This is a genomic window from Mesorhizobium sp. LNHC229A00, from assembly GCF_000502415.1.
Lineage (GTDB): Bacteria > Pseudomonadota > Alphaproteobacteria > Rhizobiales > Rhizobiaceae > Mesorhizobium.
In genome coordinates this window covers 457,953-471,879 of record NZ_AYWQ01000001.1, presented here as the reverse complement: position 1 = coordinate 471,879, position 13,927 = coordinate 457,953, and the positions used below count along the sequence as shown (strand labels likewise).

Here is a 13,927-nt window from a genome sequence, read left to right as displayed (position 1 = left end):
GTGCGCGCGGCACTCCCTTGCCTTCCATGAGCGCCTACCTCCTCAAGCGTCTCGCCGTCGCTTTAGCAACGCTGGTACTTGCCTCAATGGTGGTGTTCGCCGTGCTGGAGATCCTCCCCGGCGATCCGGCGCGGCTGATGCTGGGCATGAACGCCAGTGCCGACCAAGTGGAACTCTTGCGCAACCAGATGGGCCTCAACGCGCCGATCGTCCTGCGCTATCTGCACTGGGCCGGGGGCTTGCTCACCCTCGATTTCGGCCGCTCCTATACCTACTCGGTCCCGGTCATCGATCTCGTGCGCGAACGGCTGGCCGTCTCGCTGCCGCTGGCGCTGATCGCGCTCGCGCTCTCCACCTTGATCGCCATTCCGGTCGGCCTGTTTTCCGCCAGCCGGCGCGGACGGGCCGGCGATACGATTTCAATGGGCATCGCGCAGCTTGGCGTTGCCGTGCCCAATTTCTGGTTCGCGCTGATGCTGATCTATATCTTCGCGGTCTGGCTGCGTCTGGTCCCGGCCGGTGGTTTTCCCGGTTGGGGCGCCGGCGCCTGGCCGGCACTGAAATCGCTGCTGTTGCCGGCGGTGGCGCTTGCCTTGCCGCAAGCGGCAATCCTGGCACGCGTCACCCGCTCGGCGCTGATCGAGGTGCTCGACGAGGATTACATCCGCACCGCCCGCGCCAAGGGCCTGCCCTATCGGGCCGTGCTGTGGCGGCACGCGCTACGCAACGCCATGATCCCGGTGCTGACAATCCTTGGCCTGCAGTTCGCCTTCCTGCTCGCCGGCACCATCATCATCGAAAATGTCTTCTATTTGCCCGGGCTCGGCCGGCTGGTGTTCCAGGCGATCACCCAGCGCGACCTGATCGTCGTCGAGAGCGTCATCATGCTGCTGGTCGCCGCCGTCATCGCCGTCAACCTCGTCGTCGACCTTTCCTATGCGGTGGTCGATCCCCGCCTGAGGACCCGGCAATGACGCTGCGCATCGACATCCCCGACGAGACGTTCCGCAGCATCCTGGCCAAGGCGTTTGGGAATACCGCTTTCGTTACCGGTTTCGTCATCACCGTGCTGATCCTGGCGATGGCCGTCGTGTCCTATGTCTGGACGCCCTTTGATGTAACGAGGCTCGTTATAGCGGACAAGACGCAAGGTCCCTCGCTAGCGCACTGGTTCGGCACCGACCATTTCGGCCGCGATATCCTGTCGATGATCATGGTTGGCGCCCGCAACTCGATCGCCGTGGCGCTGGTCGCCGTCGGGATCGGCATGGGTGTCGGCGTGCCGCTTGGCGCCTTCGCCGCCGCGCGCGGCGGCCTCGTCGACGAGGCGTTGATGCGCATCAACGACCTCGTCTTCGCCTTCCCCGCACTGCTGTCGGCCATCATGATAACAGCCATTTTCGGGCCGGGCGCCGTCAATGCGATCATCGCCATCGGTATCTTCAACATTCCGGTGTTCGCCCGCGTCACCCGCGCCGGCGCGCTGGCCATCTGGCCGCGTGAATTCATCCTTGCAGCGCGCGCCGCCGGCAAGAGCAGCACGCAGATATCGATCGAACACGTGCTGCCCAACATCGCCACGCTGCTGATGGTGCAGGGCACAATCCAATTCGCGCTGGGCATCCTGGCCGAAGCCGGGCTTTCCTATCTCGGCCTCGGCGCTCAGCCGCCAATGCCGAGTTGGGGCCGCATGCTGTTCGACGCCCAGACGCGCATGGTGGTGGCGCCGTGGATGGCGATCTTCCCCGGCATGGCGATCGTCGTCACCGTGCTCGGCCTGAATCTTCTGGGCGACGGCATCGCCGACATTCTCGACCCGAAATCGCGGCGGCGGCGATGAGCCTGCTCGAAATCGATAATCTGTCGCTGGTCATCGGCGACACACAGATCCTGAAAAATATGGAGCTCTCCGTCGCGCCCGGCGAAGTGATGGGGCTGGTCGGCGAATCAGGCTCCGGCAAATCGATGACCGCGCTGACGGTGATGCGGCTCCTGCCCCATGCCGCACGCGCCACCGGGCGCATCACATTCGACGGCATCGATATTCTGGGAGCGACCGAGGACCAGATGTGTGCCTTGCGCGGCGACGACATCGGTATGGTGTTCCAGGAGCCGATGACGGCGCTCAACCCGGTCAAGACAATCGGCGAACAAGTCGCCGAAGGCATACGCTGGCACACCGGGGCGAGCCGTGCCGACGCCGAGGAGCGGGCGCGAAAAATGCTCGACCGCGTCGGCCTGCCCGAAGCAAAATTCCCGCTGTCGCGCTATCCGCACGAATTGTCGGGCGGCCAGCGCCAACGCGTCGTCATCGCCATCGCCTGCGCGCTGAAGCCGAAGCTGCTGATCGCCGACGAGCCGACGACGGCGCTCGACGTGGTGCTGCAGGCACAGATCCTCGACCTCCTGCGCGATCTCGTGGCGGAGAACCGCATGGGCCTGCTGCTGATCTCGCATGATCTCGCTGTCGTGACAGAGATGGCCGACCGCATCACCATCCTGCGCCATGGCGAAGTGATGGACGCCGGCGACACGGCGCGCACGCTCTCCGAACAGTTCCATCCCTATACGCGCCAGTTGGCGCAGGCCTCGATGCATGTTCCGGCGCGCTCCAAACCTCATCATGTCGGGATGGACCAACCCTTGCTGCAGGTTGAGGGCGTCAGCCGCGACTACCCCGGACGCCGCATCTCGCTGTTCCGGCGCGCGCCAGACATACGTGCGGTCGACGATGTCTCCCTGTCGATGGCGCCGGGGCAGTCGGTGGCGCTGGTCGGCCGCTCCGGCTGCGGCAAGTCGACCCTTGCCCGCATGATCCTGGCGTTGGACCGGCCGAGTTCGGGAACGATCCGGTTTGGCGGCGAACCCATCACCGGCAGGAGCGAGGCCGAGCTGAAGCCGGCCAGACGCGATATGCAGGTTGTCTTTCAGGATCCCTACGGCTCCTTCGATCCGCGCCAGAAGGTCGAAAAACTGGTCGCCGAACCCCTGCATGTCCTGGAGAAAAAACCGACGCGCGCCGAGCGCCGCGAGATGGTGGCGCATGCGCTCCACGAGGTCGGCCTCGACCAACGCGACATGGACAAATACCCGCACGAATTTTCCGGCGGCCAGCGCCAACGCCTGTCGATCGCCCGCGCCATCATCACGCGCCCCAAGCTTGTCGTCGCCGACGAGCCAGTCTCGGCACTCGATGTCTCGATCCGTGCACAGATCCTGGACCTGTTCGCCGGATTGAACCAGAAACTCGGCATCGCTTATCTCTTCATCACCCACGACCTGACCGTCGCCCGCGCCATCACCGACGACGTGCTGGTCATGCATGACGGCAAGATCGTCGAGCGCGGCAGGACGAGCGAAGTGCTCGACCATCCGCAATCAGAGGCGGCGCAAGCGCTGGTCGCCGCAGCGCCGGATCTTCGCCGGGCGATCGCGAAACGGATGCAGGAACAAGGGTAAGCTGCCGATCCGCCCGCTACTCTTCCGGCTTTACCACATCGACCGGGCTGATGTCGAGCAAATCGAGCGTGCGGCGCAACAGACGCACCTCGGTCTCGGCCAGTTGCGAATCCGCCTTGGCGATTTCCGCCATGTGCTGCGCCAATTGCTTGCGCCGCCCGACGTCGAGGTCACGAAACAGCGCGATCGCCTGCGAGCCGTTGGTCTCATAGCCGTATTCGTTGAGATATTCGACAACCGCGTCGATGCTGGCCTCCGGAATGCCGAAAGCATCCTTGCAGATGCGCCGGAAGGCAACCATCTCGCTCTCGCTCACCGTGCCATCGGCCAAGATCATCCGGAACAGCATCAGCAGTTCCGCCGACAGGACGGGATCGTCCGCGACCTTGCGCACGCCCGGGTCGCCGTCGAAGATCGAGCGTATCTGGTCAAGCAATGCGAATGCCATGAACGGGCCCTTTCCGATTCTTCTTCAACAGAATTAGCGCGGAATCGGCCTTGCGCAAACCGGGTCGGCGTGGTCGAACGCGCGCTACAGCCGACGGACATCTTGACATATCAGATGATCGACCTCACCGCCCAGACAATCGCCATGCTCGCTTTCGCCGCCTTTGCCGGGGGGTTTGTCGATTCGATTGCCGGCGGCGGCGGGCTGATCACCATTCCGGCGCTGCTGCTCGCCGGTTTTTCGCCGGTCGAGGCGCTTGGAACCAACAAGCTGCAAGGCATGTTCGGCTCCGGGTCGGCGACGATCCACTATGCCTCGAAAGGCCATGTCGACCTGCGCCGGCAGCTGCCATCGGCGCTGCTTGCCCTCGCCGGCGGCGCCATCGGCGCATTGCTGGCCACGATCGTGCCCGGCGACCTGTTGCGAGCGGCCCTGCCGCTGGTACTGATTGCCATTGCGCTCTACTTCGCGCTCAAGCCCAACATGAACGATGTCGACCGGGCCGAGCGCCTGTCGCCCTTCCTGTTCGGCGTGACCCTGGTGCCGGCTATCGGCTTCTATGACGGCGTATTCGGGCCGGGCGCCGGTTCCTTCTACATGCTGGCCTTCGTGACGCTCGCCGGCTACGGCGTGCTCAAGGCAACGGCGCACACCAAACTGCTCAATTTCGCCTCCAACATCGGCGGCTTCATCATCTTCGCCGCCGTCGGCGTCATCTCGTGGAAGATTGGCCTGGTGATGGGCGTCGCCCAGTTCCTCGGTGCCCGCGTCGGCGCGAGCTTGGCCATGCGCATCGGCGCCAAGCTGATCAAGCCGCTGCTGGTCATCGTCTGCGTGGCTCTGGCGGTGAAGCTGCTGGCCGATCCGGCCAACCCGTTGCGCGTCATGATTGGTGTGTAATCACGCGCCTGTTACAATGCCGCTGTTCGAATCATGTTGGAGGAGCCAGACATGAATCTCAGCGCGCCTACCCAGATTGTTTTCATCATCTCCGTTGTCATCGCCATCATCGGCATTCTTGCCGCGCTTGGCGTCCTTGCGTTCATTCCGATCGCATCGGTGTGGATCGTGCTTATCGCCTATATCGTGCTCGCCGCCGGCTGCCTGATGCGCGGCGCCTGACAAGTTTCCGTCGACAAGCGGGGACCGAGAGCGCCCGGCCAAAGCCGGGCGTTTTTGATTATGATGCGGGCTCTGCTAGATTCGCTTGGCGGAAGGACGGCCAATGCCAATCGAGATGCAGCGCCGCAAAGAACAGGATCGCTCCATATCGGGGCTTTTCGAAATGCGTCGACGGCTTCCCAATGCCGCGCTTGACGGCGTTGTCACCGATATCTGCGGTTATCGCGAAACCGCGCCCGGCTATTTCCATAACATCGAATATGCCTCGCTGACCGTGCCGCTGGTGATCAGCTTTGCCGAACCATTCGCTATCGGGCTTGGCCGAACCCCCGGCGATAACGACCGTTTCGCCAGCTTCGCCGCCGGCCTTTATGCCGGACCGGTGATGATCCAGTCTTTCGGTGGCGCCTGCTGCGTCCAGGTCAACTTCACCCCGCTGGGCGCACGCCGGTTTTTCGGCCGGCCGATGAGTGAACTGGCCGATCGCATGGTAGCCCTCGACGACGTGCTCGGTCTCGAAGGCATCGCCCTGCGCGAAAAACTTGGCAACGCGCCGGATTGGAACATGCGTTTCGACTTGGCGGAAATGTTCGTCGCCGGCCGGCTGGCCGCTGCCCACGAGACCCGGGCCGAGATCGCCTGGGCTTATGACAGGATCATCTTTTCGGGCGGCCGCACGCGCATCGCCTCTCTTGCGGAAAAGCTGGGCTGGAGCCGCAAGCATCTTGCCGAGAGATTCACCGACGCCACCGGCATCGGTCCGAAAACCCTGTCGCGCATCGTGCGCTTCAACCGAGCCCTCGGCCTGTCCAGGCAACAGGCGAGCGGGTGGGCCGACATCGCCGCCGATTGCGGCTATGCTGACCAGGCGCATCTGGCCCGCGAGTTCCGCGACCTGGCCGGCGAAACGCCGACGACACTGTCGTTGGGGGTGTAGTTCCGAACAAGCCGCGGCGCACTGGCCGGCAGGTAACATTTCTTCAAGACGCCGGAACGGCCTTCGAACAGAGTGGGTTATCGACCAATCCGGATGAAGGAGGCAGCCATGCCCACAACCAATGAAGCACCACGGCTCTACCCTGCCCTGCGCTACAGAAACGCGGCGAAGATGATCGACTGGCTGGGCGAAGCCTTCGGCTTCAGCGTCCGCGCCCGCTACGGCGAAGGCGATGTCGTGCACCATGCCGAACTGGTCGTCGGCTCTTCGATGATCATGCTGGGCTCGGTCCGCGACGACGATTACGGCAAGATGGTAGGCGAACCCGGTTCAGGCGGCGGCAAGTCGATCTATGTCGCCGTCGACGATGCCGATGCCGCGTATAAGAGAGCCAGGAAGGCCGGCGCCGTCATCATCCAGGAATTGACCGACCGCGACTACGGCAGCCGTGAGTTCGTCTGCCGTGACCCGGAAGGCAATGTCTGGTCGTTCGGCACCTACTGGCCGAAGGCCAGTGAGAAGGTCTGACCTTCAACGCGCCAGCGAAAAAATCGCGTCGCAGTCGAGATGGGTCTCCAGCTCGGCCGCGACTTCGTCCAGCGCCCGCTCGACTTCGGAACGATAGTCGAGGCCACCGCCCTTGATGCCGAGGCTTTCGAGGAATTTTCCGCGAAAGCCGTCGGCGCCGAACAGGCCGTGCATGTAGGTGCCGATCACCTTGCCGTCGGCGGAGATCGCGCCATCCTCGGCGCCGTTGATGATCGCCGACGGGCGCCTGGTGTCGGGGCCCGTCGTGCGGCCGAGGTGGATCTCGTAGCCTTCGAGCGGCAGGCCGAACGGCACTGACCGGGCGCTGACATTTCGCACCGTCTTTTCCGGCTCCATCACCGTCTCGACATCGAGCAGGCCGAGCCCCTCGGCTTCTATGACGGAGCCTTCGATGCCGTCGGGATCGCGCACCATGCGGCCGAGCATCTGGAACCCGCCGCAAATGCCGACGACATGGCCACCGCGCTTGCGATGCGCCGCAAGATCCCGATCCCAGCCATTCTCGCGAAACTTCAGGAGATCGCCGATTGTCGACTTGGAGCCGGGAATGACCACCAGCCCAGCATCGGCCGGCAGCTTCTTTCCCGGCGGCACGAACACCACCTCGACCTGCGGTTCGGCCTTGAGCGGGTCGAGATCGTCGAAATTCGCGATGCGGCCGAGCATCGGCACCGCCACTTTGAGCGCGCGCGCCTCGCCGGATGCCAGCCGCTCCAGCACCACGGAATCCTCCGACGGCAGCCGTGCCGCGGCCCTCAGCCACGGCACGACGCCGAAACAGCGCCATCCGGTGAATTTCTCGATCGCCCTCAGGCCATCATCGAACAGGGAGACGTCTCCCCGGAACTTGTTGATGAGATAGCCGACGATCATGCGCCGGTCTTCTTCCGGCAGGATCAGATGCGTGCCGGCGAGCGAGGCGATGACGCCGCCGCGATCGATGTCGCCGACCAGCACCACCGGCACATCGGCGCGCGTGGCAAAGCCCATATTGGCGATGTCGCGGCTTCTAAGGTTGATTTCGGCCGGCGAGCCGGCGCCCTCGACGATGACGAGATCGGCACCCTCGCCGACCTTGCCCCAGGACTCCAGCACCGCATCCATCAGCCGGCCCTTCAGCGCCTGGTAGTCGCGCGCCCGTGCTTCGCCGAACACCTTGCCCTGGACGATGACCTGCGCGCCGACATCTGTCTGCGGTTTGAGCAGCACCGGGTTCATATGCACCGATGGCGGCACGCCGCAGGCGATCGCCTGCAGCCATTGCGCGCGGCCGATCTCGCCGCCGCCATGGTTGTTGTCGCCGGGAATTTCGGCGACGGCGGCATTGTTCGACATGTTCTGCGGCTTGAACGGCCGCACCTTCAGACCGCGCTTTTTCGCGACGCGACAAAGGCCCGCGACCAGCACCGTCTTGCCGACGTCCGACCCTGTGCCTTGCAGCATGATTGCCCTGGCCATCAGCCTCTGCCCTGCGTCGCCGTGCCGGTGATCGTGGATTTTTGCGCCAACGGCCCGCCGCGCCAGATGTAGAGCGCCAGCAGCGGCTCATTATCCGTACGCATGGCGTGGTTGACGGTGGAGGCATGGTGGACGACCTCGCCGGCCTCCCGCCTGCGAAAACCGCCCTCGCCCATGCGCCACTCCGTGCCGCCGGTCAGCGGAATATAGATTTCCTCGGCGACATGATGATGGTCGGGGTAGACGATCCCGGGTCCGAGAATCAGCAGCCCGGCGGCAACCTCTTCGTTGACGAAGTGCCCACGCGTGCCAAACATTTCCAGCCAGCCGTAATTGTCGATGAAGGCCCTGCCAAAATCGGCCTCGGTGTAGGTCTGCCCCCAATGCAGTTCGTTGCGCTGCTCGGCCAGCAATCGCACCAGCGGCCTCGCATCCAGCGGCGCCAGTTCGGCCGCGCGATCGAGATGGCGCAGGCAACCAAGCCGGTGCGGCTCCAAATTTCGGGCTGGCATAACCCAGCCGATACGCGCCACCGCCTCGCGCACCGGAACGTCATCGACGGAAGCGAGACAGGCGTGGAACTTTTCCAGCAGTTCGTCCAATTTGGTCGTCACATCTTGCTCCGGGCATGCATCGATGCACAGCCGCTCCGCGATAGGTCGGGTTGCGCGGCGGCATCATTGGTCTAGATTGATGCGCGCGCAAAGCCAAAAACGACAGGCCAGCGGGCTAGCTGGCCAGCCTGTAGGGAGCACGCCATGGACGCCGCGGTCGATGCGAGCACCAACCAGTTCGAACTCAACGAGGAACAGCGTGCCATCCAGGAGATGGCCCAGGCCTTCGCCGCCGATCGCGTGGCGCCCAATGCGCTCGACTGGGACCGAAGGCGACATTTCCCCGCCGATGTGATCCGTGAAACCGGGCCGCTCGGCCTCGGCGGCATCTATGTCAGGGACGATGTCGGCGGTTCCGCGCTCGGCCGGCTCGACGCCGTACTGATCTTCGAGGCGCTGTCGCACGCCGACCCGGCCTTTTCCTCCTTCATCTCGATCCACAATATGGTGGCCTCGATGATCGACCGCTTCGGCAATGATGAGCAGCGCCAGCGCTTCCTGCCGAAGCTCACCTCCATGGAATGGCTGGCGAGCTATTGCCTGACCGAGCCTGGCTCGGGTTCGGATGCGGCGGCGCTGAAGACGCGCGCGGTGAAAAGCGGCGGCGATTACATCCTCAACGGCGCCAAGCAGTTCATCTCCGGCGCCGGCGACAGCGATGTCTACGCCGTCATGGTGCGCACCGGCGCCGACGGCCCGAAAGGCATCTCCACCATTATCGTGCCCAGGGATGCGCCCGGCCTCTCCTTCGGCGCCAATGAGCACAAGATGGGCTGGCACATGCAATCGACCCGCCAGGTCATCTTCGAGGATTGCAAGGTGCCGGCGGAGAACCTCTTGTCGGGCGAAGGCGCCGGCTTCGGCATCGCCATGGCTGGGCTCGACGGCGGCCGCCTGAACATCGCCGCCTGTTCGCTGGGCGGCGCCCAGTCGGCGCTCGACAAGGCGCTCTCTTATACCGCAGAGCGCAAAGCCTTTGGCTCGAAGATCAACCAGTTCCAGGCGCTGCAGTTCAGGCTGGCCGACATGGAGACGGAGTTACAAGCAGCGCGCATCTTCCTCTATGCGGCGGCCTCCAAGCTCGACCGCAAGGCGCCGGACGCCGGCAAATGGTCGGCAATGGCCAAGCGCTTCGTCACCGACACCGGCTTCGACGTCGCCAACGATGCGCTGCAACTGCTCGGCGGCTACGGCTATTTGCATGATTACGGCATCGAGAAGCTGGTGCGCGATCTCAGGGTGCACCAGATCCTCGAAGGCACCAACGAAATCATGCGCGTCATCATCGCGCGCGCCCTGATCGGCCGCTGACGCCACCAACTCCGGGAGAGAGACTATGACGACGATCGCCTTTATCGGCCTCGGCAATATGGGCAATCCGATGGCCGCAAACCTGGTCAAGGCTGGGCATGCCGTGCACGGTTTCGACCTGATGCCGGAAAACCTCGCGGTCGCGCGCGAACATGGCGTCGTCGTCATGGCCAATGCCGTCGCCGCCGTGAAGGACGCCGATGTGGTCATCACCATGCTGCCAGCCGGCAAGCATGTTTTGTCGGTCTATGGGGACATCGCTCCCAAGGCCAGGAACGGCGCGCTGTTCATCGATTCCTCGACGATCGACGTCGAATCGGCGCGCAAGGCGCATACGATCGCGGCAAAGCACGGCCTGCTGTCGATCGACGCGCCGGTTTCGGGCGGCACCGGCGGCGCCACGGCTGGCACATTGACCTTCATGGCCGGGGGAGCCGACGATGCCTTCTCGGCCGCCGAGCCGATCCTGAAGCCGATGGCCGGTCGCATCGTCCATTGCGGCGGTGACGGCGCCGGACAGGCGGCGAAGATATGCAACAACATGATCCTCGGCATTTCGATGATCGGCGTCGCCGAGGCGTTCGTGCTGGCGGAAAAACTCGGCCTGTCGCATCAGGCGCTGTTCGACGTCGCCTCGACCTCGTCGGGCCAGTGCTGGTCGCTGACCACCTATTGCCCGGTGCCGGGCCCGGTTCCCACTTCGCCCGCCAACAGGGATTACAAGCCGGGATTTGCGGCGGCTCTTATGCTGAAAGACCTCAAATTGTCCCAGGAAGCAGCGCTTGGCGCGGGCGCGGTGACGCCGCTTGGCGCCGAAGCGGCGCAGCTCTATACCCTGTTCAACGCCCAGGGCCATGGCGGCGCCGATTTCTCCGGCATAATTAATTTTCTGCGCGGCAACTCGGCGTAAGCAGTTAGTTTTTTCAGGCTCTTCCGGACTAAGGACCGCAAATTTAGATTTGCTTAAGCTCTCGATAACTCGGCGGTAACGATGTTCCTATAAAACGGATTGCGAGGCGGACATATCGCATCCGCCCGGCGCTCCGGATCAGGTCTCGCGTACCGGAGCCCGTAAGTTTCGCAAGTGTCTTGGTAGCGAAACGCCATGCGTATCTGGCAAAGCCGCGTTCCCGATGGGGCGCGGTTTTTGCATTTCCAGCCCTTTATTACCGACGATCCGTCTATATTCCGATCGCCGCACCCGGGATCGGCACATGGTCTTCATTGGTCAGCACCATCGGTGCATCGACGCCGTCCACGCGGACGACGAGCAGGCGCGTGCTCCATGTGCCGGCATTGCGAACCAGGTGGGAATAAACGGTGCCCTTACCCTTGGCGCCGTGGACGGGAATGCTGAACTGGGCGTCGCCCGCGCCATTCGCATTGACGTTGAGATGACCGCCGACCCAGAAATTGTCGGCCAAATCGTCGCCGATGGCGGCCTTGACCCGAACATCGGCGCGGACGACGTCCATGGTCATGCGGTAGGCGTCGCTGCCTTTGAGCACGAAAGGGATGCTGCCGACCATCGTCGCACAACCGCCGATACTGACCACCCATACGGCAAGGCCGGCAATCGCCCAATTGCGCTGCGTCTTGCGGAACTGCTCGGCGTCGCGCCAGGCCCGGTTCTGCCAGGCCCAGCGGCTGCCGCGCGCGCCGAGCACGAAGATCATGATGAAGTTGACGACCGGGATCAGCGCCAGCAGCGCGATGAAGGTGCTGTTGCCGATACCCCAAATCCAGTTGAGGAAGAAGGCGCCCCAGTTCCAGCGATCGAGTTCGGCTGGAATTTCAGCCGGTTGGTTGAGCGGTTGTCCGGCCATGTTGTTCCCCATCGGCGTGTATGCCGATTGGTTCTAGCGCAAGACTTCGACGATGCGCAAAAAAGTTCCGGGGCTTCCGCTTCAACCCTTTGTGGAAAGTCGGCGAAAATTTGCCCTCACCGCGCGGCCGGCCGGCTTCAGCGCTGCGCTGATCGACCGTTCGGCCGCGACGCCGTTGAAGAGCGACGGCGTTCGACCCGAGAGAACCTCCGGCCAGAAACGTGACGCCGATTGCAGGAAAGACATTTGCGCCGCAAGCGCGCCCTCGGCCATGGCGACGGTCTTCTCGCTGACCGCCATTGCCGTCTCCGCGCTCCAGGGCTCGCCGCTTCGCGCCTCCACGGCCATCAGTGGCAGCCGCATCATCACCACCAGCGGCGCCAGCATCAGGTCCGCGCCAAGGCTGGCCGCCTCTTGCACGCGTCGGCTTTTGCCGGTCTTTCTCATGTGGGCAATCCCCTGTCGCGGCCGGATCGGCCGCCTCTTACACTACGCGCCGAAGGCGAAATTCGTTCCCGCTCAAAGAGCATTATTTCCGGGGATTGGGCGTTTCTTCGCAGAAACGCCCAACCGAGGGTTGCTCCTATCGCTTGCGCAGGTCCGCCTGAGCCAGGTCGAGCGCCTTGCCGATGCGCTCGCAAGCCATGTCGATCGTATCGCGGGTCCAGATCAGCGGCGGCGACAGGATCATCGTATCGCCGGTGGCGCGCAGCATCATGCCGTTGGCGATCGCGTGGTCGCGCACCGTCACCGCGGCACTTCCCGACGGCAGGAAGCGCTCCTTCGTCGTCTTGTCCTTGACGATCTCGATCGCGCCCATCAGGCCGATCGAGCGCACCTCGCCCACCAGATCATGCCCGGCTATACGCTCCTGCAATGCGCTAGCGAAATAAGGTCCGGTGTCGTTCCTGACACGGTCGACCAGCCCTTCCCTCTCGATGATCTCCAGGTTCTTCAAGGCCACGGCGCAAGCCACTGGGTGCCCTGAATAGGTGTAGCCATGGTTGAATTCGCCGCCCTTCTCCACCAGCGTCGAGGCAATGCGGTCGCCAACCAGCAGCGCCGAAAGAGGCTGATAGCCCGAGGTCAGCGCCTTGGCCGTGGTGATGGTGTCCGCTTCGATGCCGAAGGTCTGCGCCGCGAACCACTCACCGGTGCGGCCATAGCCGGTGATGACCTCGTCCAGCATCAAAAGCACATCGTATTTGCGGCAGATGCGCTGCACTTCGAGCCAGTAGCTCGCCGGCGGTATCTTGACGCCGCCCGCGCCCATCACCGGCTCGCCGATGAAGGCCGCGACCTTGTCGACGCCGGCCTCGAGGATGGCATCCTCGACGGACTTTGCCGCGCGCAGGCCGAAATCGTGGTCGCTTTCGCCCGGCAGAGCCAGCTCATAGGCATAGGGCATCATCACATGGACGATGTTGGGCACCGCACCGTTGAGCTGCTTGTGCATGGCATCCATGCCGCCGAGCGAAGTGCCGGCAATGGTCGAGCCGTGATAGGCCATCTTGCGCGAGATGACGCGGTTCTTCTCCGGCTTGCCCTCAAGCACCCAGTAATGGCGCACAAGGCGCAAGGCGGTGTCGTTGGCCTCCGAACCGGAGGAGCCATAAAACACCTGGTTCACGTTGCGTGGTGCGATCTCGGCCAGCTTCTTCGACAACAGCACCGGCGTCGGCGTCGAGCATTTGAAGAAGGAATTGTAGTAAGGCAGTTCCTTCATCTGTGCATAGGCGGCCTCGGCCAGCTCGTCGCGGCCGTAGCCGATATTGACGCACCACAGGCCGGCCATGCCGTCCAACAGTTCCGTCCCTTCGGAATCGTAGATGAACGGGCCATTGGCGCGGGTGATGACGCGCGCGCCTGCCTCACGCAGCTCCTTATGGTCGGTGAAGGGATGCAGGTGATGCGCGGCGTCGATCTGCTGAAGCTGCTTCAGCGAATAGTTCTGGTAAGTCATTGATTTGGTCTTTCCTCTGAAATCATTCCGGCGGTGCCGGGGCGAATTCTTCAGAGGACGGCAGGCGGCGAATAGCCGATGCGGGCACACAGCCGCAAAAGCTCGGCGCGCAGCGTGCGTGACGACGGTGTCACCGCGACCCGGAATGCGCGAGCTGATAGTCTAGCGAGAACCATGAAGGTACCTTAGAGCAAAGGCCGGTCGAGGTGAACCACCCTTTGCTCAGGGGTGCCATGGGGA

At 63.7% G+C, this 13,927-nt stretch carries 15 protein-coding genes; 9 read left to right on the top strand and 6 right to left on the bottom strand.

The window, feature by feature from the left end:
• The first annotated feature begins 26 nt into the window (after nt 1–26).
• From X742_RS167360 to X742_RS167370, 3 genes are read left to right on the top strand one after another with little or no spacing between them, the layout of a single operon-like run.
• Nucleotides 27–974 (top strand): ABC transporter permease, encoded by a 948-nt coding sequence (locus X742_RS167360; protein WP_023769893.1) that lies wholly within the window; start codon nt 27–29, stop codon nt 972–974.
• The gene (locus X742_RS167365; RefSeq protein ID WP_023769892.1) at nt 971–1,840 is read left to right on the top strand and encodes an ABC transporter permease; all 870 of its coding nucleotides are present in this window, start codon (nt 971–973) and stop codon (nt 1,838–1,840) included. Before X742_RS167360 ends, X742_RS167365 begins: the two co-directional genes overlap by 4 nt.
• Nucleotides 1,837–3,459, top strand: a complete 1,623-nt coding sequence (locus X742_RS167370; protein WP_023769891.1) for a dipeptide ABC transporter ATP-binding protein — start codon at nt 1,837–1,839, stop codon at nt 3,457–3,459. The genes X742_RS167365 and X742_RS167370 overlap by 4 nt, the downstream gene beginning before the upstream one ends.
• Nucleotides 3,460–3,475: 16 nt before the next feature.
• On the opposite strand, the gene X742_RS167375 is transcribed toward X742_RS167370, so the two are convergent.
• Complete coding sequence (locus X742_RS167375; RefSeq protein WP_023769890.1) at nt 3,476–3,907, bottom strand: TerB family tellurite resistance protein; 432 nt, start codon at nt 3,905–3,907, stop codon at nt 3,476–3,478.
• 114 nt (nt 3,908–4,021) lie between these two features.
• On the opposite strand from X742_RS167375, the gene X742_RS167380 reads away from it, so the two are divergent.
• The 4 genes from X742_RS167380 (at nt 4,022) to X742_RS167390 (ending at nt 6,494) form a co-directional block, all read left to right on the top strand.
• Entirely contained in the window at nt 4,022–4,807 is a 786-nt protein-coding gene (locus X742_RS167380; protein WP_023769889.1) for a TSUP family transporter, read from the top strand.
• Nucleotides 4,808–4,858: 51 nt separating this feature from the next.
• Entirely contained in the window at nt 4,859–5,029 is a 171-nt protein-coding gene (locus tag X742_RS1000000171935; protein WP_023769888.1) for a hypothetical protein, read from the top strand.
• Nucleotides 5,030–5,132: 103 nt separating this feature from the next.
• On the top strand, nt 5,133–5,966 hold the full coding sequence (locus tag X742_RS167385; protein ID WP_023769887.1) for an AraC family transcriptional regulator: 834 nt from the start codon (nt 5,133–5,135) through the stop codon (nt 5,964–5,966).
• A gap of 108 nt (nt 5,967–6,074) precedes the next feature.
• A complete protein-coding gene (locus X742_RS167390) occupies nt 6,075–6,494 on the top strand; it encodes a VOC family protein (RefSeq protein WP_023769886.1) in 420 nt (139 codons plus the stop codon).
• 3 nt (nt 6,495–6,497) lie between these two features.
• Here X742_RS167390 and X742_RS167395 read toward each other — a convergent pair whose 3' ends face one another.
• Entirely contained in the window at nt 6,498–7,973 is a 1,476-nt protein-coding gene (locus X742_RS167395; RefSeq protein ID WP_023769885.1) for a cobyric acid synthase, read from the bottom strand.
• Nucleotides 7,973–8,587 (bottom strand): dimethylsulfonioproprionate lyase family protein, encoded by a 615-nt coding sequence (locus X742_RS167400; protein ID WP_023769884.1) that lies wholly within the window; start codon nt 8,585–8,587, stop codon nt 7,973–7,975. The genes X742_RS167395 and X742_RS167400 overlap by 1 nt, the downstream gene beginning before the upstream one ends.
• A gap of 144 nt (nt 8,588–8,731) precedes the next feature.
• On the opposite strand from X742_RS167400, the gene X742_RS167405 reads away from it, so the two are divergent.
• Nucleotides 8,732–9,898 (top strand): isobutyryl-CoA dehydrogenase, encoded by a 1,167-nt coding sequence (locus X742_RS167405; protein ID WP_023769883.1) that lies wholly within the window; start codon nt 8,732–8,734, stop codon nt 9,896–9,898.
• Nucleotides 9,899–9,923: 25 nt separating this feature from the next.
• Complete coding sequence (mmsB, locus tag X742_RS167410) at nt 9,924–10,808, top strand: 3-hydroxyisobutyrate dehydrogenase (RefSeq protein WP_023769882.1); 885 nt, start codon at nt 9,924–9,926, stop codon at nt 10,806–10,808.
• 271 nt (nt 10,809–11,079) lie between these two features.
• On the opposite strand, the gene X742_RS167415 is transcribed toward mmsB, so the two are convergent.
• From X742_RS167415 to X742_RS167425, 3 genes are all read right to left on the bottom strand, one after another.
• Nucleotides 11,080–11,724 carry a cytochrome c oxidase assembly factor Coa1 family protein gene (locus X742_RS167415; RefSeq protein WP_023769881.1) on the bottom strand — a complete coding sequence of 215 codons (645 nt, stop codon included), beginning with the start codon at nt 11,722–11,724 and terminating at the stop codon, nt 11,080–11,082.
• A gap of 81 nt (nt 11,725–11,805) precedes the next feature.
• The gene (locus tag X742_RS167420) at nt 11,806–12,171 is read right to left on the bottom strand and encodes a hypothetical protein (protein WP_023769880.1); all 366 of its coding nucleotides are present in this window, start codon (nt 12,169–12,171) and stop codon (nt 11,806–11,808) included.
• 136 nt (nt 12,172–12,307) lie between these two features.
• On the bottom strand, nt 12,308–13,687 hold the full coding sequence (locus tag X742_RS167425) for an aspartate aminotransferase family protein (protein WP_023769879.1): 1,380 nt from the start codon (nt 13,685–13,687) through the stop codon (nt 12,308–12,310).
• Between the last annotated feature and the right edge of the window lie 240 nt (nt 13,688–13,927).

What these genes read in the sequence shown, in the direction of transcription:
- X742_RS167360 (WP_023769893.1), top strand. Translation starts at nt 27, where the DNA reads ATGAGCGCCTACCTCCTCAAGCGTCTCGCCGTCGCTTTAGCAACGCTG.
- X742_RS167365 (WP_023769892.1), top strand. Translation starts at nt 971, where the DNA reads ATGACGCTGCGCATCGACATCCCCGACGAGACGTTCCGCAGCATCCTG.
- X742_RS167370 (WP_023769891.1), top strand. Translation starts at nt 1,837, where the DNA reads ATGAGCCTGCTCGAAATCGATAATCTGTCGCTGGTCATCGGCGACACA.
- X742_RS167375 (WP_023769890.1), bottom strand. Translation starts at nt 3,907, where the DNA reads ATGGCATTCGCATTGCTTGACCAGATACGCTCGATCTTCGACGGCGAC.
- X742_RS167380 (WP_023769889.1), top strand. Translation starts at nt 4,022, where the DNA reads ATGATCGACCTCACCGCCCAGACAATCGCCATGCTCGCTTTCGCCGCC.
- X742_RS1000000171935 (WP_023769888.1), top strand. Translation starts at nt 4,859, where the DNA reads ATGAATCTCAGCGCGCCTACCCAGATTGTTTTCATCATCTCCGTTGTC.
- X742_RS167385 (WP_023769887.1), top strand. Translation starts at nt 5,133, where the DNA reads ATGCCAATCGAGATGCAGCGCCGCAAAGAACAGGATCGCTCCATATCG.
- X742_RS167390 (WP_023769886.1), top strand. Translation starts at nt 6,075, where the DNA reads ATGCCCACAACCAATGAAGCACCACGGCTCTACCCTGCCCTGCGCTAC.
- X742_RS167395 (WP_023769885.1), bottom strand. Translation starts at nt 7,973, where the DNA reads ATGGCCAGGGCAATCATGCTGCAAGGCACAGGGTCGGACGTCGGCAAG.
- X742_RS167405 (WP_023769883.1), top strand. Translation starts at nt 8,732, where the DNA reads ATGGACGCCGCGGTCGATGCGAGCACCAACCAGTTCGAACTCAACGAG.
- mmsB (WP_023769882.1), top strand. Translation starts at nt 9,924, where the DNA reads ATGACGACGATCGCCTTTATCGGCCTCGGCAATATGGGCAATCCGATG.
- X742_RS167415 (WP_023769881.1), bottom strand. Translation starts at nt 11,724, where the DNA reads ATGGCCGGACAACCGCTCAACCAACCGGCTGAAATTCCAGCCGAACTC.
- X742_RS167420 (WP_023769880.1), bottom strand. Translation starts at nt 12,171, where the DNA reads ATGAGAAAGACCGGCAAAAGCCGACGCGTGCAAGAGGCGGCCAGCCTT.
- X742_RS167425 (WP_023769879.1), bottom strand. Translation starts at nt 13,687, where the DNA reads ATGACTTACCAGAACTATTCGCTGAAGCAGCTTCAGCAGATCGACGCC.